Annotated in this window: 20 protein-coding genes; 16 read left to right on the forward strand and 4 right to left on the reverse strand. The window is 40.7% G+C overall.

Annotated features, from left to right (window positions below):
- The first annotated feature begins 117 nt into the window (after positions 1-117).
- The 4 genes from GJU41_RS04235 to GJU41_RS04250 all read left to right on the forward strand — a co-directional run bounded on the left by GJU41_RS04235 (position 118) and on the right by GJU41_RS04250 (position 2,592).
- Positions 118-606 carry a GNAT family N-acetyltransferase gene (locus tag GJU41_RS04235; protein WP_154318070.1) on the forward strand — a complete coding sequence of 163 codons (489 nt, stop codon included), beginning with the start codon at positions 118-120 and terminating at the stop codon, positions 604-606.
- Between the two features lie 114 nt (positions 607-720).
- Positions 721-1,428 (forward strand): hypothetical protein, encoded by a 708-nt coding sequence (locus GJU41_RS04240; protein WP_154318071.1) that lies wholly within the window; start codon positions 721-723, stop codon positions 1,426-1,428.
- A 59-nt stretch (positions 1,429-1,487) separates the two neighbouring features.
- Positions 1,488-2,069 (forward strand): SMI1/KNR4 family protein, encoded by a 582-nt coding sequence (locus GJU41_RS04245; RefSeq protein ID WP_154318072.1) that lies wholly within the window; start codon positions 1,488-1,490, stop codon positions 2,067-2,069.
- A gap of 115 nt (positions 2,070-2,184) precedes the next feature.
- Positions 2,185-2,592 (forward strand): ASCH domain-containing protein, encoded by a 408-nt coding sequence (locus GJU41_RS04250; RefSeq protein WP_154318073.1) that lies wholly within the window; start codon positions 2,185-2,187, stop codon positions 2,590-2,592.
- A gap of 269 nt (positions 2,593-2,861) precedes the next feature.
- Here GJU41_RS04250 and GJU41_RS04255 read toward each other — a convergent pair whose 3' ends face one another.
- The 3 genes from GJU41_RS04255 to aldA form a co-directional block, all read right to left on the reverse strand.
- Entirely contained in the window at positions 2,862-3,059 is a 198-nt protein-coding gene (locus tag GJU41_RS04255; RefSeq protein WP_070876974.1) for a hypothetical protein, read from the reverse strand.
- A gap of 47 nt (positions 3,060-3,106) precedes the next feature.
- The gene (locus tag GJU41_RS04260; protein ID WP_154318074.1) at positions 3,107-3,445 is read right to left on the reverse strand and encodes a hypothetical protein; all 339 of its coding nucleotides are present in this window, start codon (positions 3,443-3,445) and stop codon (positions 3,107-3,109) included.
- A gap of 363 nt (positions 3,446-3,808) precedes the next feature.
- Positions 3,809-5,257: an aldehyde dehydrogenase gene (aldA, locus tag GJU41_RS04265; protein ID WP_070876975.1), complete on the reverse strand. Its 1,449-nt coding sequence runs from the start codon at positions 5,255-5,257 to the stop codon at positions 3,809-3,811.
- A gap of 184 nt (positions 5,258-5,441) precedes the next feature.
- Between aldA and GJU41_RS04270 the strand changes: the two genes are divergently transcribed.
- The 11 genes from GJU41_RS04270 to GJU41_RS04320 all read left to right on the forward strand — a co-directional run bounded on the left by GJU41_RS04270 (position 5,442) and on the right by GJU41_RS04320 (position 17,931).
- Positions 5,442-6,020 carry a TerD family protein gene (locus tag GJU41_RS04270; RefSeq protein ID WP_070876976.1) on the forward strand — a complete coding sequence of 193 codons (579 nt, stop codon included), beginning with the start codon at positions 5,442-5,444 and terminating at the stop codon, positions 6,018-6,020.
- Positions 6,021-6,044: 24 nt separating this feature from the next.
- Positions 6,045-6,710 carry a VWA domain-containing protein gene (locus tag GJU41_RS04275; protein ID WP_170292717.1) on the forward strand — a complete coding sequence of 222 codons (666 nt, stop codon included), beginning with the start codon at positions 6,045-6,047 and terminating at the stop codon, positions 6,708-6,710.
- 788 nt (positions 6,711-7,498) lie between these two features.
- On the forward strand, positions 7,499-8,407 hold the full coding sequence (murQ, locus tag GJU41_RS04280; protein ID WP_070876978.1) for an N-acetylmuramic acid 6-phosphate etherase: 909 nt from the start codon (positions 7,499-7,501) through the stop codon (positions 8,405-8,407).
- Between the two features lie 12 nt (positions 8,408-8,419).
- Entirely contained in the window at positions 8,420-9,277 is an 858-nt protein-coding gene (locus GJU41_RS04285; RefSeq protein ID WP_154318075.1) for a MurR/RpiR family transcriptional regulator, read from the forward strand.
- A gap of 23 nt (positions 9,278-9,300) precedes the next feature.
- Positions 9,301-10,671, forward strand: a complete 1,371-nt coding sequence (locus tag GJU41_RS04290) for a PTS transporter subunit EIIC (RefSeq protein ID WP_070876980.1) — start codon at positions 9,301-9,303, stop codon at positions 10,669-10,671.
- Entirely contained in the window at positions 10,668-11,678 is a 1,011-nt protein-coding gene (locus GJU41_RS25340) for a MupG family TIM beta-alpha barrel fold protein (RefSeq protein ID WP_170292718.1), read from the forward strand. The genes GJU41_RS04290 and GJU41_RS25340 overlap by 4 nt, the downstream gene beginning before the upstream one ends.
- Before the next feature lie 33 nt (positions 11,679-11,711).
- Positions 11,712-13,073, forward strand: a complete 1,362-nt coding sequence (gene pbp4b / locus GJU41_RS04300; RefSeq protein ID WP_154318076.1) for a penicillin binding protein PBP4B — start codon at positions 11,712-11,714, stop codon at positions 13,071-13,073.
- A gap of 17 nt (positions 13,074-13,090) precedes the next feature.
- Positions 13,091-15,010 (forward strand): glycoside hydrolase family 3 protein, encoded by a 1,920-nt coding sequence (locus tag GJU41_RS04305; RefSeq protein ID WP_070876983.1) that lies wholly within the window; start codon positions 13,091-13,093, stop codon positions 15,008-15,010.
- A gap of 58 nt (positions 15,011-15,068) precedes the next feature.
- Entirely contained in the window at positions 15,069-16,277 is a 1,209-nt protein-coding gene (locus tag GJU41_RS04310) for an exo-beta-N-acetylmuramidase NamZ family protein (RefSeq protein WP_154318320.1), read from the forward strand.
- A 420-nt stretch (positions 16,278-16,697) separates the two neighbouring features.
- A complete protein-coding gene (locus GJU41_RS04315; protein ID WP_070876985.1) occupies positions 16,698-17,051 on the forward strand; it encodes a hypothetical protein in 354 nt (117 codons plus the stop codon).
- A gap of 271 nt (positions 17,052-17,322) precedes the next feature.
- The gene (locus GJU41_RS04320) at positions 17,323-17,931 is read left to right on the forward strand and encodes a hypothetical protein (protein ID WP_070876986.1); all 609 of its coding nucleotides are present in this window, start codon (positions 17,323-17,325) and stop codon (positions 17,929-17,931) included.
- 145 nt (positions 17,932-18,076) lie between these two features.
- Here GJU41_RS04320 and GJU41_RS04325 read toward each other — a convergent pair whose 3' ends face one another.
- Positions 18,077-18,706 (reverse strand): YitT family protein, encoded by a 630-nt coding sequence (locus tag GJU41_RS04325; protein ID WP_070876987.1) that lies wholly within the window; start codon positions 18,704-18,706, stop codon positions 18,077-18,079.
- A gap of 334 nt (positions 18,707-19,040) precedes the next feature.
- On the opposite strand from GJU41_RS04325, the gene GJU41_RS04330 reads away from it, so the two are divergent.
- A complete protein-coding gene (locus GJU41_RS04330) occupies positions 19,041-19,904 on the forward strand; it encodes an STAS domain-containing protein (RefSeq protein WP_154318078.1) in 864 nt (287 codons plus the stop codon).

Consider the following 19,904-nt stretch of genomic DNA (forward strand, 5'->3'; position numbering starts at 1 on the left):
GATTGTTGAAGAAGGAAATGGGGCATTTTAGGGAGAATTCCCATATGCAAGGATAGTAAATGCTCGAAGAATTTTGCAACTGGACTAAAATGAAATGTTGAAATGGAGAAATTAACTATGGTACAAATTCGGAAAGCAACCACTATAGATGTCCAAGGAATTTCAGAAGTTTGTAGAGAGGCTAACTGGGCAACTTACAGGGATATATACTCAGAAGAATATTTAGAAAAAGTGATCAGAGAATATTACAGTTGCGAAAGAATCTTAGATGAAGTTACAACTTCAGATAGATCTTGGGGTGGGTACTTCGTTGCTATACAAAATGACATAGTAATTGGTGCTGGTGGTGGAGGAATGATAAGCGATATTTCAGGAGAAATTTATGCATTATATCTAAATCCCAAAAGACGCAACGAAGGAATTGGCACTCTTTTACTTCATGCAATAACTAAGCAGCAAAAAGAATTTCATGCTAAAGAACAGTGGATTTCGGTGCAAAAAGGAAACCTTAAAGGAATTCCATTTTATGAAGCTAAGGGGTTTAAATTTCAATATAAAGAAAAGGAAGAAGGCTATATTTCCTTGAGATACAAACGTCTGATTTAAAAAACTGAATGAAAAAGGTAATTCCATAATCGGGGGTTATTTCTTCAAGAAGGAGAAGTACTCTTTTATAGTGAAGTAATAGGAAATTCAGTTTATACGTAAGGAGATTGAGCTATGCCTCGCATCAAAGATATTCAGCTGTATGTTCCAAAGAACAAGGATGTAAACTGGACTTTTTTTCATGAAACAAGATGTATCACGTTTTTATATAGCCGTCTATTGCCAAAACTAACCGCAAAAGAAAATAAAGGAATTCAGATTTATTGTGTAGAGAGTCCAAAACAAAAAGAGCAGATCGATACGTATGCACATATCATATTTGATTATTATCCTGTTTTTGTTGTAATAAATGTTGAAGCAATCTTAGGTTTGACCTCTGATAGGGAAAAAAAAGAACACACACTTGAGATTGTCCATGAGGGGATGAAAAAAGCAGCCCAGGAATTGAATTGGGATTTATCTGATTTAGAAGAAATCTATAACAATATAAAAACAACAGGCTATGAAAACATCTATCCGCTGCTAAAGAAGAGCAGCCCTAATAAGAAATACGTATGTAACATCATTTGTCATCATGAGGTAAGAAATATTGATGTTTATATGGAAGTTAAGAAAAGAAACGGCAATGTTATCAATAAGGAAAAACTTTTCTTTGTTGAAAACACGGATGAACAGGATCTTTTCAGTGAGTACGGGAGTCTTGAATGGAAGCTGGATCATAAAGTGGAGTTTGCGGATAAGGAGTATAATAAAGTTTATCGTTTGACATTTCTTGAAAAGGACAAACCTGAAAATTTAATTTGGAAAATCGATAAGAATTAAAGATTTTATATTCATCAATCGGGGCCGATTGAACGTTAAGTTGAGGTGAATATATAGAAATGAAAAAATTAATAGAAAAAGCCTTAGAATATAAAGGTCCAGTTGAAAGGTTTAAGCAGAGTGGATTAACTCTCGTTTATCTCTCTCAAGAATTAAAAGAAGATAAAACTATTGTTTATCCGGACAATCTTGCTCAGTCCTTTTTCTCCCCTGCGAATGGTGATTTTATATTAGAAACAGAAAAGAATAACAATATTGAGTTTCCACACCTTTATAAAAAGCTGCTTAAAGAGTGCAATGGATTCTCATTGGAAGGAGGTTATCTGAATTTTTATGGATTAGATTTAGGTTTATGGAAAGGATTCACTCAGAAAGAAAAGGCCTTTTGGGGAAAGGATGTTATACAGGTAAATGAAGTTTATGCACCAATGAAAATAACGAGTAGATTTTTTATTATTGGAGAAAATCACTATATTAATTGTTGGATAGGGATTAAGGATGGAAATACATATAATATTAATAGATACGGTAAACAATTAGAAGCGTTTGATTTAATTAATGTATACACCTCATCTGTTGAGGAGTTCAATCGGTATGCTAATGAAACAATCTTACACATAAAGGAATTGCACCAAAATTAATTTTTTTATTTTTCAGTCTTGAAGATTTAGGCTGCAGTTTTATCGACTAAAGACTTTAGAGAGAAAATTATATATGAAATGAATCATATTGAACTAAGGAGAAGTAAATAAAAAAATGGAAATATATAAAAATAAATCATTTTTTGGCTGGGAAAACGATAACGGAATTGGAGAAAAATTAATTAATCAAATTATGAAGGGCCAAAAAACGGCAACTTGTTCTCCCAAAGAGTTATATACAAAAGAAGAACTTGAGACATTGCTAGCGATGAAGGAGCAATTTGTAACGGTAATGGATAAATTTGATAAACCTAGATGTAATATATATATGAAAGAGATTTTTGAAACCACTTTTGGTAATCCAGACCCGCGTTTAATTGAAGGTGAGGCAATTAGCAATGGTTATGATATTGACTTATTTAAAAAGCAGCATGAACGAGCTTGGAAAGAAGAAATTGAGAATGGTTTTATACTAAATGATCATACAATTTTAATGGTAGAATTATTTGAATTGATTGACTGATTTAATACTTTTTACTTCTACCGGTTTCTTGGCCGAAAACAATAGCTAAGCAATCGTTACATCTCAATCAGCAGGACTTTGTTGAGCAGCAAAACCGTGCTAATTACTGCGCGATTTAATATGTTAACTATGAACTGGAACCCTTATAAATCAACAAAAAAGGATACCAATTCATATGCGAATTAGTATCCTGATTGATCTATTATTTCCGTGTTATTTATCGGTTTACACCTCTCAATCAAACCCATTAGTTTTTTCCCGGCAGTCTTTTAGCTGAAAATATTAGATAAACCCCACATCACAATGGCAGCAACCGGAATAAGAACCCAGATGTCTGGACCGAAAATACTGCGCTGTGTACTTTTTGCTTCCAATTTCTCAAGTTTTTTCGACAGCTCTTCTACTCTTTTCTCAAGCTCATATTGAGTTCTTTCTCCTTTTTCCAATCCAATCACCCTTTCAATCATTCCTATTTATCCCTATTGGGTTATTGTGGAAAAAAGACCTGTGCCGTTCATGATTCCTCAATATTTCTTGAAAATTGCTTTTCCAAAAATATCTGGTATCCGTATATAACCGCTGCAAAAACTAAAGACAGAGAAAATAAACGATTCTTGCTCATTCGTTTCAGGCGATACAATCCTGCTTTTTCGAACAAAAAGGTGAGAGGATAAGCCAATAGAAAATCAACAACTATATTTACCAGCATATATTTCCAAAACTTTCCGTATGTAAAATGGAAAATCCACAGGGTACCTGCAAAGAAAGGACCGAAAATAAAGCTGAGATCTCCCCATAAAAGTCTTTTTAATCTACCTTTGATTGTCCATAATTTGTATGGAATGGCAATCATGGATACCACAGTTAAAAGCAGCGATACTAATATGGCCGCTTGCGAAAACCGTTTCGGAGAAGCAGGTTTCAGGCAAAGAAGACTGCTCCAAGAAAGAATAAGCAAAAGGATTCTAAGCGGTTTTGAATATAACTACAGATCCCTCCTTTTTTTAGTTTTGCTCTATTTGAGAGGGATTTATGAAAAAAAGCGTTCAGATATTTGTCTGAACGCTTTCCTCATTGTTAAGGAAAATATAAAATTTATTGATTGTAGATATGCAATAAGGATATCTCCGTTCGCCAGTAAAGGCAAAAAGCGCCTTTTCTGCCGGATCCTTAAATGCCTGTCGAAGCGGGCCTTGGCGCCTGTGCTTTTGTTCAATTATTGTTTTTCATCATCATACTGCATATACACTGCATGTGTCACAGTGAAATCTTCGATTCCATGTTTTCCGTCAGCTCCGCCAAGTCCTGACTTGCGAAGACCAGCATGATAGCCTTGAATGGCCTCAAAATTTTCACGGTTGATAAAGGTTTCGCCGAATTTCAGTTCATTGGCTGCTCTCATTGCTTCATGCACGTTTTCTGTATAAATAGAAGAAGACAGTCCATAATCTGAATCGTTGGCAAGTTCAATCGCTTCATCAAGCGTTTTATATGTCATGATTGGAAGAACCGGTCCGAAAATTTCTTCCTGAATGATTTCTGAATCCTGCTGCACGTTTGTAATAACAGTCGGCTCGTAGAAGAACCCGCTGGTCATGTCTGCTCTTTTACCTCCAGTTAAAACTTTCGCACCGCTCTGAACAGCCTTTTCCACCATTTCATGAACAATATCAAGACGGTCCTGACTGACAAGCGGACCCATTTCAGCATTTTTATCAGTAGGCATGCCAAGCTTCGTTTCTTTCATCGCCTGCGTCATTTTTTCAATGAATTCTTCTGCAATGTCCTCATGAACATATACTCGCTCAGCATTTGTGCAGGCCTGGCCTGAGTTCGTTATGCGGGACGTTTTGATGCTTTTCACTGCCGTCTCTATATTGGCGTTTTTGGTTACAATAGCTGGTGCCTTGCCGCCAAGCTCTAGATTGACTTTCGTAATGTTTTTTGCTGCAGCTTCCATGACTTTTGTTCCGGCTTTCACACTGCCAGTCATTGTAATGATGCCGACTTTAGGATGAGAGGCCATCACTGTGCCGATGGTTGATCCTTTTCCGGTAATGAAATTATAGACGCCTGCAGGGATGTCTTTCATTTCAGCGATAATCTTAGTGAATTCAGCTGCCGTATTTGGTGTTTGCTGACTCGGTTTTAAAACGATCGAACAACCAGTAATGAGTGCTGTTGCCACTTTTCTTGCCAAAATAAAGACCGGGAAGTTCCAAGGGACAATTCCTGCTACAACTCCGATTGGTTTTCTGAACATCAGAATGTTTTCATTTGGACGGTCACTCGGAATAATTTCTCCTTCAATCCGGCGCGCCCATTCGGACATATAATAGAAGTAGTCGATTGCGGTATCGACTTCGCCGCTCGCCTGTTCATACGGCTTGCCCTGTTCCTCGCTCAGCAATTCAATGAACGTTTCGCGTCTTTCTTTCAGCTTATCTCCAAGCTCTCGGACAATTTTACCTCTATCAGCAGAGGGGACTCTCTCCCATTTTTTCTGGGCTTCATAAGCAGCCTCGATGGCTTTGTTTGCATCATCTTCTGTACCAGCGAAAATTCTGGAGATGACTTTTTCCGTAGCTGGATTCACGACATCGATTGTTTCCTCTGAAGTAGAGTTTATATATTCACCGTTAATGTACAATTTATGCTGTTGCATGGTTGGCCTCCTTAAATGATTGTCTTAAACTTTTCCACTGCTTCTCAGGTCTCAAACATTCCCATCGATTTCAATGTGTTCTAAAAAATCGGACAATCTTTCTTTTTGAAACTTTTTTGGGCGGATTTCGTAGTACAATGGAAGCAGACTTCCTTTTTGGAAAATACTTTACGAGGTGATGATTATGTCAATTTCTTTATCAAAAGGACAGCGGATTGATCTGACAAAAACAAACCCCGGTTTAACGAAAGTCATCATTGGGCTTGGCTGGGATACGAATAAGTATTCAGGCGGCAAAGACTTTGACCTTGATGCATCTGCTTTTCTTGCAGATGGAAGCGGTAAAGTTCAAAACGACTTGGAATTTATTTTTTACAATAACTTAAAAAGTCCGAATGGCGCTGTTGAGCATACTGGAGATAACCGTACAGGAGAAGGGGACGGCGATGATGAGCAAATGATCATTGACTTCGCGCTGATGCCTCCTCATGTTGAAAAAATTGGAATAACGGTAACGATTCATGATGCGGATGGCCGCCATCAGAATTTTGGACAAGTATCAAATGCATTTGTGCGTGTTGTGAATGCTGATAATTCAGAAGAAGTGCTCCGTTATGATTTAGGGGAAGATTTTTCTGTTGAAACAGCTGTAGTGGTCTGCGAATTGTACAAACATGGCCAGGACTGGAAATTTAACGCAATCGGAAGCGGCTTTTCAGGCGGACTTGCAGCACTTTGCAGAAATTACGGATTAGAAGTTTAATAGATTGCAAAGGGGATATATACTGTGAGTTCAATTAACTTAATGAAAAAAAACGCCGGTATCGTTCTTGAAAAAAAGAAGCTGACTGGAGTTGTCGCACGAGTCGGACTAGTTCTTGATATATCGGGTTCAATGAGAAATCTCTATAAAAATGGCACCGTTCAAAAAGTGGTGGAGCGGATCCTTGCAGTCGCAAGCCAATTTGATGATGACGGCATGCTTGATGTGTGGGTTTATGACAATGAGTTTTCAAGACTGCCTTCTGTAACAGAAAGAGATTTTGCAAACTATGTAAACGCAAGAATCTTAGCAAACGAAACCATACATAAATTCGGCCGCAACGATGAACCGCCTGTCATGTACGACGTCATGAACAAATACTTAAAAGAAGATCCAAGCAAGGATCCCGCTTTTATTGTGTTTATAAATGACGGCGGCTGCAAGAGCACAATCAAAAAGCCGGTCGTCTCATCTTCGGACAAGCCGATCTTCTGGCAGTTTGTAGGTGTCGGCGATTCAAATTTCAAAGTGCTCGAAAACCTTGACACGATGGAAGGCAGATTCATCGATAACGCGAACTTCTTCCATGTTCAGGACATTGATGAGATAACAGATGAGCAGCTGTATGATCGCTTGCTGAACGAATTTCCTGACTGGATCAAAGAAGCGAAAGAGAAGAAAATATTATAAGCAGAAGAACAGCCCGGGATGTGGATCCTGGGTTGTTTTTTATGCTGATCTTTTGAAATAGTTAGAGACCGGTTCTGGTTAGTGAAACTTGGCTTGCGGATAGTCACGGAGCTCCACCGGATAATGAAACACTTTTTCAGAGAGTGAGCTTTAAAAGAACAGATTTCCACTTTCACGAAATGTGCCCTGTATCACACCTGATTTGACCAAAGGATAATGTAACGTGTTTTTTTGATAAAGCTCTTTTCGTAAATATTGTTGCTATTAGACTAGATATTAAAAAACTTGAGTGGATTGTGGCGGATAAACTTGACTCCTGCGGGAAATAGAGCAAATTGGGAGACCCCGCAGGCAACGCCTAGGAGGCTCCCATGCTCCCCGCGGAAAGCAAGTTCCTCTCGCTGCAAGGAACGGACAACATTTATAATGAAAAACAACAATCTATGCGAAAACAGCCATAAAGATGCTCCAATTAGTATTCCACGTGCACAAAAATGCAAAAATCATTCAATATGACTACACGAGTCAACAAATCAATCTATTTCAGTACGGATGTCCTCAATGTAATTTCCTTTTTTTTTAAAAAAACGTGCTTTAATACCTAATTTTACTCCATAGTCACTCTGTTATACAAAACATTTCCTCTTGCCGTCTAGTCATAAAAGCGCTATCATTTACGTATAATCTGAAACGTAATTTCAAAAAAACAAATATTAATTTGAAATTATGTTTAAGATGCAATATACTGAAAATTGAGAATTTTAATTAATAGGAGGCATCATCCGTTTATGGAAAAACAGCTGCGTTCATTAACGACAGAATTGAGAAATCAACAAACTATGAATATTGACAGCGCAAATACACTCGAAATTCTTTCAATGATGAACAATGAAGATTTGAAAGTGGCGATTGCTGTACAGGAGGTTCTGCCTGAAATAAAGGCAGCCGTTGAATGTGCATATGAATCGTTAAAGAAGGGGGGAAGATTGATTTACATTGGAGCTGGCACAAGCGGAAGACTTGGAGTTCTTGATGCGGTTGAGTGCCCGCCGACATTCAGCACGTCACCTGATACAGTGATCGGTCTGATTGCAGGCGGAGAGAAAGCATTTGTCCGTGCTGTAGAGGGAGCAGAAGATAAAGAAGAGTTTGGTGTGGCTGATCTAAAAGCTATTCATCTATCGGCAGATGACACGGTTGTCGGTATTGCAGCAAGCGGCCGGACACCTTATGTGATTGGGGCCCTTCGTTATGCAAAACAAACAGGTGCAAAGGCAGTCGCACTCTCTTGCAACAAGGATGCGTTGATTTCTGAAGCTGCTGATATCGGCATTGAAGTTGTTGTGGGCCCTGAAGTCGTCACCGGATCAACCCGGATGAAAGCGGCAACGGCTCATAAAATGGTGCTCAATATGATTTCAACAGCGACAATGATCAAGATTGGAAAAGTCTATGAAAATCTTATGGTCGATGTGAATGTCAGCAACCACAAGCTGAAAGAGAGAGCGATCAGCATCATCCAAACGGTGACAGATGCGGAATATGAGCTTGCAAAAGAAACGCTGGAAAAAGCAGCGCTTAAAGTGAAGCCTGCGATTGTCATGATCAAAACAAACACTTCATTGGAAGAAGCATTAAACCTATTAAATCGTGCGGATGGGGATGTACGTAAAGCCATCTCACTCCATACATCTTAAGGAGCGAGTCCTATGGCCACAGGCGGATTATCCATCATACAAACCATGCTGAACAAGCTCCCGCAGTCCGAGCAAAAGCTTGCAGAATATATTCTCAAGCATCCTCACGAGGTAGTAAACAGCACGGTAAGTGAATTAAGCACGTCAGCTAAGACAAGCGGGGCAGCAGTTGTCAGGCTCTGCAAATCACTTGGCTTAAAAGGGTTCCAGGATCTGAAAATGAGAATTGCCGGTGACCTGATGAAATCTGTTGAACAGGGCTACCGTGATATTGAACCTTCCGAATCCCTGTACAGAGTCGTTGAAAAAACAACGAGCAACACGATTCAGATTATCCGGGATACAGCTGACATTATCGATCATGAAAATTTGAAAAACGCTATCAGCTTGCTGCTGAAAGCTAAAAACGTTCATTTTTGCGGGGTAGGAGCTTCTAGCATTGTGGCTCAGGATGCCCAGCAAAAACTGATCCGCATTAATAAAGGAGCAACAGCTTTTACAGATATGCATCTGGTTGCAACCCTGATTGCCAATGCGGATCCGGATGATGTTCTGTTCGCCATCTCGTTTTCAGGAGAGACACAGGAAATCATCAACGTGCTGAAGCTTGCTAAAGAGCGCGGCGTTAAAACCATCGGTCTTACACACTTTGGTCAGACGACCGTTTCCTCCCTGAGCGACGTTTTGCTTCACACATCGTTTTCAAATGAAGCGCCTTTTAGAAGCGCAGCGACTTCTTCTAGGCTGGCACAGCTTTATATGATCGACATTTTGTTTCTCGGAATGGCTTCAGAGCAGTACGATGAGACCGTTCAATATATCGACAAAACAAGAGCGGCCATCAAATCAATGACAGAAAAATATAAATAGACACGTTCAAAGGGGGCTTTATGATGGCAAAGGGGAATAACAGAAACTTATTGATTGCCGAACAACTATTGGAGCATCTTGGCGGAGCGGCTAACATTGCGACGACCACACATTGCATGACGAGACTTCGCGTCGCACCGCAGGACCGTTCAAAGGTCAACATGGATGCCATTAAGAAAACAGAAGGGGTTCTGGGTGTTGTAGAAGAAGAAACGATCCAGATTATCCTCGGACCGGGCGCGGTGAATAAAGTTTCAGCAGAGTTTGAAAAACTGCTTGCAGCTGCTGATGATTTTGACCTGAAGGACGCAGCTTCCAAAAACAAATCAGAAATTGATAAAAAGAATGCAAAACCTTTTAAACTATTTTTACGCAGAATCGCAAGCATCTTCATCCCGCTGATTCCGGCACTTGTCGCTTCTGGTTTAATCACAGGAATTACAAAAGCGATCGTTCAGGCAGGCTGGCTTGCAGCAGATTCACAATTAGCTATTATTTTAACTGTTATCGGATCTGGTCTGTTTGCTTACCTTGGAATTTTAGTCGGAACAAACGCGGCAAAAGAATTTGGAGGATCACCAGCGCTTGGAGCACTGGCCGGTATTCTCGTCATCAATCCTGCCGTCGGTGATATCGCTTTGTTTGGCGAAAACCTGCTTCCTGGGCGCGGCGGTTTAATTGGAGTTTTATTTGCAGCCATTTTTATCGCTTTAGTTGAAAAACAAGTAAGAAAATTTGTCCCGCAATCTCTGGACATCATTGTTACACCTACAATCGCACTATTAATTACAGGTATCGTGACTTATATTGTGTTCATGCCAGTCGGCGGTTTTGTATCTGATACGATCACAAAAGGCTTGCTGAGCGTACTTGATCTTGGCGGAGTGGTAGCCGGTTTTGTGCTTGGCGCAACGTTCCTTCCGTTAGTTGTAACTGGACTTCATCAGGGATTAACACCGGTTCACCTTGAGCTGATCAACTCCATTGGAGATGACCCATTGCTTCCAATCCTTGCTATGGGCGGAGCGGGTCAAGTCGGAGCAGCATTTGCCATCTACTTTAAAACGAAAAAGAAAAGCTTAAAACGTGCAATCGGCGGGGGACTTCCTTCAGGAATGCTCGGAATCGGAGAACCGTTAATCTTTGGTGTTACGCTTCCGCTTGGCCGTCCATTCTTGACAGCATGTTTAGGAGCTGGCGTAGGGGGAGCATTTCAGGCTCATTTTGATATTGCGACCATTGCAGTCGGCGTATCAGGCCTTCCGCTTACATTCTTAGTTCACACAAACCAGATTCTTTTATACCTTGCCGGACTATTAATCTCTTATGTATTTGGATTTATTTTCACGTACCTATTCGGATTTAAAGATGAAATGGCAGTTGAATTCAAGTGATCGGCATTTCATTTTATCTTCAGGATCCAAACGCTGAAAAACAACTTGTTCATGCAGCAAAATCAGGAGTGAAGCGGGCGTTTACCTCGCTTCACATCCCTGAAGAAAAAGGAAACCTCGTATGCAGGATGACCGAGCTTCTAAAACTGGCACATAGCCATGATATTGAGATTCATGCAGATGTCTCCTTAAAGACACTTGACCACCTTGGCATCAGCAGATTCGAAGATTTAACCTCATTCGGAGTTAAAGGAATCCGGCTTGATGACGGATTTGACTATGAAACAATCAAATCTTTATCAAACGTTTTTTCTCTCTCTCTTAATGCAAGCACTCTTACAGAAAAGGAGCTGCAGACAATCCTTGGCAGCGGAATTCAATCAGAACGGCTCATTGCCTGGCATAATTTTTATCCAAGGCGTGAAACCGGGCTTGACGAAGCATTTTTTCATCAGCAGAATCGAATGTTTAAAAAATACGGCATCCCGATTGCTGCATTTATTCCAGGTGCGGAAACAAAACGAGGACCGCTATTTGACGGCCTGCCGACACTTGAAAAGCACCGAGACATAAATCCTTATGCTGCCGGTGTAGAAATGCTGCAGCTAGTAGATGAAGTATTCATTGGGGATCCAGGAACAGAAAATGAATTCCTCGAGAATCTTTCTATCTATGAAAATCAGAATATTCTTATAATGAATGTCATCTCTAGTGCTTTTTCCAGCGGAACATACCAATTTCGGCCGGATGTTTCAAGAGATGTCTACCGTCTTCAAGGTACACGCACAGCTTCAGAGGTAGACCCTGAGAACACGATCGCACGTCAAATAGGAATGATTACGATGGATAACGATGGCTATGGACGTTATAAGGGGGAAATTCAGATTTGCCGGCGAAACTTGGAAGCTGACGAACGAGTGAATGTCATTGGACACGTTTCTGCAGAGGATTTGCCTCTGCTTGATCTGGCTCTGCCTGGTCAAAAAGTGAAACTGGTTGTTTCATAAGCTATCAAAATACGAATTCAAAGGGGAAACACGATGAAAAAATGGACAAGCTGTGCACTAACTTCTGTTCTCGCGATCTCATTACTTGCACCTTCTGCTTCTTTTGCAGAACCAAGTGAAAAAGCCTCACCTCAAGCACATGTTCAATATCCAGTATTAACAAAAGCAAAAAAGCCGGAGGAAGCCGGATTTTCCTCTGAAAAGCTTGAAAAAGTCGATCAGCTGATTGAAAAAGAAGTGGCGGCAGGGTTTCCCGGAGCGGCCCTGATTGTCATAAAAGACGGGAAAATCGTGAAGAATGAAAGCTACGGCTACAAGCAAAAGTTTGATGGACATACCCCGCTTAAGAAGTTTTTGAAAATGGAGAATGAAACCCTTTTTGATCTCGCATCCAATACAAAGATGTATGCGGCAAATTTTGCCTTACAGAAGCTTGCGAGCGAAGGAAAGCTTGATATTCATGCAAAAGTGCAGGATTACATACCTGGTTTTAAAGACACAGAAGCAGATGTGATTAAAGGAAAAGATACAATGCGTATTATTGATGTCCTGCATCATACGGCCGGTTTTAAACCGGATCCGCAATACCATAATCCTGCCGTGTCAAAAGAGCTTTATTCACAGGAACGCGAAAAAACGATTGAATACATCAATAAAACCCCGCTTACATATGAGCCTGGGACTAAAAATGTCTACAGTGATGTTGATTATATGCTGCTTGGCACCATCGTGGAAAAAATAACTGGCCAGAAGCTTGATGACTATGTGGAAAATGAATTGTATAAGCCTTTGAAGCTGAAAAATACGGTCTTTAATCCGCTTCAAAAAGGCTTCAAGCCTAAGAATATTGCGGCTACTGAGCTATTAGGAAACACGCGTGACGGAGTGATTAACTTCCCGAACATCCGAACATACACGCTTCAAGGGGAAGTGCATGATGAAAAAGCATTCTATTCTATGGAGGGCGTTTCCGGTCATGCAGGTCTATTCTCTACAACAAGTGATCTCGCTGTTCTTCTGCAGGTCATGCTAAACGGCGGCGGTTATGGAAATGAGAAGCTTTTTGATCAAGAAGTCATCGAAGAATTCGTTGAACCTTCAGATATGAATGGAACTTATGGTCTTGGCTGGAGATTAAATGGCAACGACAGCATGGACTGGATGTTCAGCAAATATGCAAGCGACAGTGCGTACGGTCATACGGGCTGGACAGGAACAGTCACGATTATAGATCCTGAACATGATTTGGGAATCGTCCTGCTGACTAATAAAAAGCATTCGCCGCTTGTGAACCCTGCTGTAAACTCCAATCAATTTTTCGGGGATCTTTTCACGACAGGAAGCTATGGAAGTGTTGTAACGGCTGTTTATGAAGCTTTAGAATCAAATAATTAATAAGGGGATGGATAAACATGGGGAAAAAGAAATGGGTTTCTGCCGCTCTTGCAGCAGTCCTGTCAGTATCCGCTTTAGCAGGCATCAAACCTGCTAAAGCGTCTGCTGAAACAGATGTGAGGGCCATTGTTCAGAATATGACAGTTGATGAGAAAATAGGACAGATGCTGATGCCGGACTTCCGCAACTGGCAAAAACAAGGGGAAAGCAAGGCAACAGGCTTTACGGTTATGAATGATGAAGTCGGCGGCATTATCCAGAAATATCACCTGGGCGGAGTCATTCTATTTGCCGAAAATGTAGTTGGAACGGAACAGACAGCGCGTTTAACGGATGGTCTGCAAAAAGCAAGCCCTGAACTGCCGCTGTTTATTACGATTGATCAGGAAGGCGGAATTGTCACTCGCCTTCAGACAGGAACGAACCTGCCCGGCAATATGGCGCTCGGTGCAGCCAGAAGTGAAAAATACGCCTATCAAACTGGCGAAATCATTGGAAAAGAATTATCGTCACTTGGCGTAAATGTAAACTTTGGGCCATCTGTGGATGTAAACAATAACCCTGGAAACCCAGTTATCGGAGTCCGTTCATACAGCTCAAATCCTGAGCTTGTTTCAAAGCTTGGAATCCAGACTATTAAAGGACTTCAAAGCCAGAACATGGCTGCAACGACTAAGCATTTCCCGGGACATGGCGATACAGCAACAGACAGTCATTACGGCCTTCCGATTGTCACACATGATAAGGAAAGATTGCGTGCAGTCGAGCTTGCTCCTTTCCAAAAAGCCATTGATGAAGGCGTAGATATGGTCATGACTGCACATGTACAGTTCCCAGCCTTTGATGATACAACGTATATCAGCAAAAAAGATGGACAGGAAATCCTTGTTCCGGCAACTCTTTCGAAAAAAGTGCTCACAGGACTTCTGCGTGAGGAAATGGGCTTTGAGGGTGTCATCGTTACAGATGCGCTGAACATGAAAGCCATCTCTGACAACTTTGGCCAGGAAGAAGCCGTTGTTTTAGCTTTAAAATCAGGGGTGGATATTGCATTAATGCCTGCGCAGGTCAACTCGCTTGAAATGGAAAAGAATTTAGCATCTGTTTTTAAAGCAGTAAAAGAAGCTGTTGAAACTGGAGAACTTCCAATGGAGCAGGTAAATGCTTCTGTTGAAAGAATTCTTGAGCTTAAAGTGAAACGCGGAATCTTGACTCCGGACAATACTCCGATTGATGAGAAAGTTGAAAATGCTCTGAACGTTGTTGGAAATAAAGATCATTTGATGAAAGAAAAGAAAATGGCTGAGGATGCTGTCACTCTTTTGAAAAATGAAGACAAAACACTTCCTTTTAAGCCTAAAAAAGGTGAAAAGGTTTTAGTTCTCGCTCCTTTTGCGGATCAAGTGGAAGCAATGACAAGAAGCATAAAAGAATTAAAAGGCAAAAAGAAAGATGTTGAAGTAACTGGCTATGCGTTCTCAAGCAAAGTGTTTAATGATGAAGTAGCTGCAATGATTGATGAAGCGGACTATGTGATTACAGGTTCCTATGTTGTTAAAAACGATCCAGCTGTAAATGACGGTGTGATCGATGACAGCGTTCAGGATTCAAGCAAGTGGGCAACAGCATTCCCAAGAGCGGTTATGAAAGACGCTCAGGCAAAAGACAAAGACTTTGTTTTAATGAGCCTGCGTAATCCATATGACGCAGCGAATTTTGAAGAAGCAAGAGCTGTGCTTGCGGTCTACGGATTTAAAGGCTATTCAAACGGAGCGTACAGACAGCCGAATATCCCGGCCGGCATCAAAACAATCTTTGGCGATTCAAAGCCTCAAGGTAAATTGCCTGTTGATATTCCATCTGTCACACAGCCGAATGAAATTCTTTATCCATTTGGCCATGGACTTGATATTCGTTCAGGAAAACAGCTTAAATAATCCGATTTGAAGGGGAGAGGTTTCATTGAAACGAATTCTTGTGCTGATCACAATCCTGATGCTTGCCCTAAGTGCTTTGCCTGCAGCAAAAGATGTTGCTGCTCATAAGGAAAAGAAAAAGAATAAAGTATTGCCTGGTGTTGAAGTCCTATTAGAAGATCAAAAAGATCTTTTAAAAGGCAAAAAAGTCGGCTTAATTACCAATCCGACTGGAATCGACTCGAAGCTTACCAGCATAGTGGATTTGCTGCACAATGATCCGGATATTGAACTGACAGCCTTATTCGGTCCGGAGCATGGAGTGCGCGGAGATGCTCAAGCTGGATCTTACGTCGAATCCTACATCGATGAAAAAACTGGATTGCCTGTCTACAGCCTTTATGGACAAACAAAAAAACCAACACCAAAAATGCTTGAAAATGTGGAAGTGCTTGTTTTTGACATCCAAGACGTTGGGACACGCTACTACACATACATTTACACAATGGCTTATGCAATGGAAGCAGCTAAAGAAAACAACATTCCAATCGTTGTGCTTGACCGTCCGAATCCGCAAGGCGGACTTTCAGTTGATGGCCCCGTTTTGGAACCAGAAGCCGCATCGTTCGTGGGACTCTATCCGATTCCGACAAAGCACGGCATGACCGTTGGAGAGCTTGCATCTTTCTTTAACGAAGAATTTGAAATTGAAGCAGATCTGACAGTTGTGAAAATGAAAGGCTGGAAGCGCTCGATGGATTATGATGACACAGGTCTACCATTTGTCCTTCCGTCACCTAACATGCCAACTGTTTCAACAACCTTTGTTTATCCGGCAACGGGTCTGGTTGAAGGAACTAATCTGTCAGAAGGTCGCGGTACAACGAAGCCATTTGAACTGATCGGCGCGCCGTTCATCAACAGCACGGACCTGGCTGCAGAACTGAATTCGCTGAGCTTGCCAGGTGTGAAATTCAGAGCAGCATCCTTTACACCGACCTTCTCAAAGCACGCTGGAAAGCTGAGCCACGGGGTAGAAGTCTATGTAACAGACCGCGAAGAATTTGAAGCCATCCCAACAGGTCTTCAAATTATCAAAACGGTACATGACATGTACCCGAACGACTTCCAATTCTTATCGAATAACTTCTTCGATAAATTAATCGGAAACACATGGGTCAAACCGATGATTCTGGATGGAGCTTCTGTTACAGACATCATGAATAAATACCAGAAAGAACAGGATGAATTTAAAAAGATTCGAAAAGAGTATTTGATCTATAAGTAATAGAATGAAAGAGGATGAAATCATTGTGATTTCATCCTTTTTTAATTGAAAGCCGTAATTAAGGCAGTATGCAAAAAAAATTGGCTGAATAATGATTATTCTGAATGTAGCCGCTTCGTAATTTTTGTCCTCATATAGCGTGATTGGTTGCATTTTGGAGGCACCATTCTGAATTTTTGTCCTCATACAGCGTGGTTGATTCCATTTTGGAGGCACCGTTCTGAATTTTTGTCCTCATTAAGCGTGGTTGATTCCATTTTGGGTGCACCGTTCTGAATTTTTGTCCTCATAAAGCGTGATTGGTTCCATTTCGGAAGCACCATTCTGCCAATGAAATTTCTACAAGATCCTAGATATGTAAAGAAGGAGATTCCTGTAAATTGCAGAATTTTATTGACAGGAATCATAAGGAGGATGCATGTGAAGAGATTTTTGATGGTCATGCTGCTGACACTTTTTATATGTGCTGGTTTCATTGGTTTAAGATTCGGCAGCGCATTGTTTCAAGAGGAAGATTCTGCATCTATTTTACTCTCAATTCTGGAGCTTGAGCTATCAATGAGTGATTACGCAAAGGTTTCCGAGCATAGATATGTTTCAAAAAGCACAGACAGTTCGGGATTCATTAAGGAATTTATGACGGAAAAAGGATGGACTTATAGAGATCAAGCTGGCTCAGGACTTATTTTTGAGAAGGAAGAGCGGTCTGTTGTAGTGGAGACTAGACAATTCTCCAGGCATTATATTTTGTGGGATGTTCCTAAGGATAGCTGAAAGCCATTTACTATATAAAGGAGTCAATATGAGAGCAGATCTGAAAAAAAGAAGAGTGCAGCAGCGTTATCGCGATAAAAAGAGGCGAAAAGAAGAAAGGAATAAACATACAGTTGAAGCAATCGTTGTTCTTTTTTTCTTTTTGCTGTTTGCGTTTTTATTTTTTAGAAATTATCTTGTTTGGTAAATGAGTTGAAAAGCAATGTTCCAGATGTTCGTATGCTGTCGGCTGTGCATGAATTTGATCAAGAAGAACCACAGGAGGAATACAATGAAACGAATCCCTTTTGAACGTCCAACAGATCATTATGATGAAAAAGTTTTACCAATTGATGAGCAACTTTGTGAATTATTGAAATTGCGGAAAGACATATCAAATAACCAACCGGGTTTTCCGCCTTTGGAATATATCGATGACTGGGCAGTAAAATACGATTTATACGAGGATTTGCTGAATAGCGTGTTCGGAGCATTATGGAATGATGAACAATTTCGTCCTGTTGTCGAACCAGAAGGCTTTCGCAAGTATATCCAGGTTTTAAAATCAGTTGAGATAGGGGAAGGTTTTTATTCCCTCCCATTTATTCGACAATATGAGAATGTCAGTGTTGTATGTCTGAATATTGATTGGGAGATGAACGAAGGTTGCCTGGAAGATCGGATTCACCGGCATAGCTTTTGGAAGTTATTTATTAAAGGCGCTTATGATTGCCGAATTAAGGGAGGCGGGGGATCGGATGGGCATCTTTCGTACAATTTCATCGTGTCACCGCCTTTGCCTGACAATCTTTCAGGTTTTGAATTCTCCTTTAAAGAGTATAAGAATCCGTTAAGGGATGAAGAGTCAGCCGGACAGGTAATACGAATCAGAATTGAATAAGAAAAATTGTATTTATTCATCATGAGGCGAACAAATTATATATAGCGGGTGACTGTTTTACTTTTGTAAAAAGTTATTTACTGAAAAATAACAAAAAAGGAGCCAGGATCACAAAATCCATGGCTCCTTTCTTATTAATATCATTTTAAGCCGTAGCCGATACCCGATCCTCTTCAGAATCTGCTGCCTGACTCTCCCGCTCAAGCGGAGCTTTTTTATGATATCTGCCTAGGATAGCGGTCATAACAAAGATCGCAACAGCCGAGTAGACAATTTGCAGCGGTCCGAAGACAAGGAGCGCTGAACCGACGATCATGAGGTCGGTAATGAGCATCGTTTTGCCTGGGTTAAATCCGAATTTCTTCTCAAGGAAAATGCAGAGAATGTTCATGCCGCCTAAGGATGATCCGTTTCTGAACAGGAAGATCAGTCCGATGCCGATGGAGATTCCTCCAAGGATGGCTGCGATAACCGGATGCGGAAAATGGACAATGAAAGATTGCTGCAGAAATTCTGAGGTGATGGACAAGATGCTGACGCTGATAAACGTCCGAAGGGCAAAGGCGATGCCAAGCTGAGTGACAGCGAGTGCATAGAATGGCAGATTGATTACAAAAAACAGGGTTCCAAATGAATAGTTGGTCAGATGCTGTGCTACGATGCCAAGACCGGCCGTTCCGCCAATCACAAGTTCTGAGGATGATAGCAAGTGAACGCCGAGGGACACGGCAAAACAGCCAATAAGGATGCTGACCCAGCGAATTACGTTTTGCATGTTTCCGGACGACTCCTTCTGTAGATGATATCCATCATTATACATGAAGAATTGAGGGATCCTTTTGTTATTGAAAAATGGAAATGTTATGAAAATTAATTGAAAACCTTTTCATTTTGGGTGATTCAGAAAATAAATTCAGAAAGGAATTTTTCGCAGAATACAGCCCTTTCCTTTATAATTGAAATGACTAATAAAGTGTTTCTAAATCCAATGACGAATAAATGTGAATATCTGACCGTTTACCTGTTTATTTTTATTTCAGATTGGGTAATGAATAAAGTTTAAATGAGTTGATACAATCTAAGAACATCAGAAAGGCTGGAAAAAATAGATGTCAGAAATGCTTTTAGGTTTGAGTACTCCTATAAAAAAATATCGTAATTTTGATGAAGCTTCTGAAAGCATTCTTAAGATGATGAGCCAATTTATTGAAATTAATACATTGTTCATTGCGAAAAATGATCGTCATAAAAATGAGATTGTGAAAGTTCTGAATCAGGAATTGACGCTTTTGGAAGAAGGCTCAGAGCTTCCTTTTAAAGAAACGTTCTGCAAATTGAGCGTTGATAAGGGAAGAGAGGTACTGATCATTTCTGATTTAGCCGGCAGTGATCTGACAAAAGATTTGGATGTGACGAAAAATTTAGGCGGCGGCTGCTTTATCGGAATTCCGATTTTCTATGAAAATGGTGAGAATTACGGAACCATTTGCGGTCTTGATGCGAAGCCTTTTGCTTTTACAGACAAGCATGTCGAGCTATTTGAAACGATGGCTTCCCTGCTGTCGTATGTCTTGGAGCTTGATAATGCCAACAAAGAAATTATTCATCTTTCAGCCCCGATTGTCCCGATTACCAAGGGTGTTGCAATCCTTCCGATCATTGGTGATATCAGCGAATACCGGGCTGAAAAAATCATTCATACGGCTCTTTCCTCAAGTTCCGAATTATCTCTGCAATACTTGATAATCGATTTATCAGGCATACTACAAATGAACGATGACGTTAGTTTTCATTTGTTAAATCTTGTGCAGATGCTGAAGCTGATCGGAGTAACTCCTGCATTGACAGGAATTCGGCCGGATTTAGCGATGAAAGCTGTGCAGCTTAATTTAGATCTGAAGGATGTCATGATAGGCGGGAATCTGGAAGAAATCCTGCATCGCATAGGCTTTACGTTAAATCGAAGCGAATAA

The organism is Metabacillus idriensis (genome assembly GCF_009674765.1).
GTDB classification, from domain to species: domain Bacteria; phylum Bacillota; class Bacilli; order Bacillales; family Bacillaceae; genus Bacillus_P; species Bacillus_P idriensis.

What these genes read in the sequence shown, in the direction of transcription:
- GJU41_RS04310 (WP_154318320.1), top strand. Translation starts at nt 15,069, where the DNA reads ATGCTTGCCCTAAGTGCTTTGCCTGCAGCAAAAGATGTTGCTGCTCAT.
- GJU41_RS04240 (WP_154318071.1), top strand. Translation starts at nt 721, where the DNA reads ATGCCTCGCATCAAAGATATTCAGCTGTATGTTCCAAAGAACAAGGAT.
- GJU41_RS04290 (WP_070876980.1), top strand. Translation starts at nt 9,301, where the DNA reads ATGGCAAAGGGGAATAACAGAAACTTATTGATTGCCGAACAACTATTG.
- GJU41_RS04255 (WP_070876974.1), bottom strand. Translation starts at nt 3,059, where the DNA reads ATGATTGAAAGGGTGATTGGATTGGAAAAAGGAGAAAGAACTCAATAT.
- pbp4b (WP_154318076.1), top strand. Translation starts at nt 11,712, where the DNA reads ATGAAAAAATGGACAAGCTGTGCACTAACTTCTGTTCTCGCGATCTCA.
- GJU41_RS04285 (WP_154318075.1), top strand. Translation starts at nt 8,420, where the DNA reads ATGGCCACAGGCGGATTATCCATCATACAAACCATGCTGAACAAGCTC.
- aldA (WP_070876975.1), bottom strand. Translation starts at nt 5,257, where the DNA reads ATGCAACAGCATAAATTGTACATTAACGGTGAATATATAAACTCTACT.
- GJU41_RS04270 (WP_070876976.1), top strand. Translation starts at nt 5,442, where the DNA reads ATGTCAATTTCTTTATCAAAAGGACAGCGGATTGATCTGACAAAAACA.
- GJU41_RS04320 (WP_070876986.1), top strand. Translation starts at nt 17,323, where the DNA reads ATGAAACGAATCCCTTTTGAACGTCCAACAGATCATTATGATGAAAAA.
- GJU41_RS04330 (WP_154318078.1), top strand. Translation starts at nt 19,041, where the DNA reads ATGTCAGAAATGCTTTTAGGTTTGAGTACTCCTATAAAAAAATATCGT.
- GJU41_RS04260 (WP_154318074.1), bottom strand. Translation starts at nt 3,445, where the DNA reads ATGATTGCCATTCCATACAAATTATGGACAATCAAAGGTAGATTAAAA.
- GJU41_RS04325 (WP_070876987.1), bottom strand. Translation starts at nt 18,706, where the DNA reads ATGCAAAACGTAATTCGCTGGGTCAGCATCCTTATTGGCTGTTTTGCC.
- GJU41_RS04245 (WP_154318072.1), top strand. Translation starts at nt 1,488, where the DNA reads ATGAAAAAATTAATAGAAAAAGCCTTAGAATATAAAGGTCCAGTTGAA.
- GJU41_RS04250 (WP_154318073.1), top strand. Translation starts at nt 2,185, where the DNA reads ATGGAAATATATAAAAATAAATCATTTTTTGGCTGGGAAAACGATAAC.
- GJU41_RS04235 (WP_154318070.1), top strand. Translation starts at nt 118, where the DNA reads ATGGTACAAATTCGGAAAGCAACCACTATAGATGTCCAAGGAATTTCA.
- GJU41_RS04305 (WP_070876983.1), top strand. Translation starts at nt 13,091, where the DNA reads ATGGGGAAAAAGAAATGGGTTTCTGCCGCTCTTGCAGCAGTCCTGTCA.
- murQ (WP_070876978.1), top strand. Translation starts at nt 7,499, where the DNA reads ATGGAAAAACAGCTGCGTTCATTAACGACAGAATTGAGAAATCAACAA.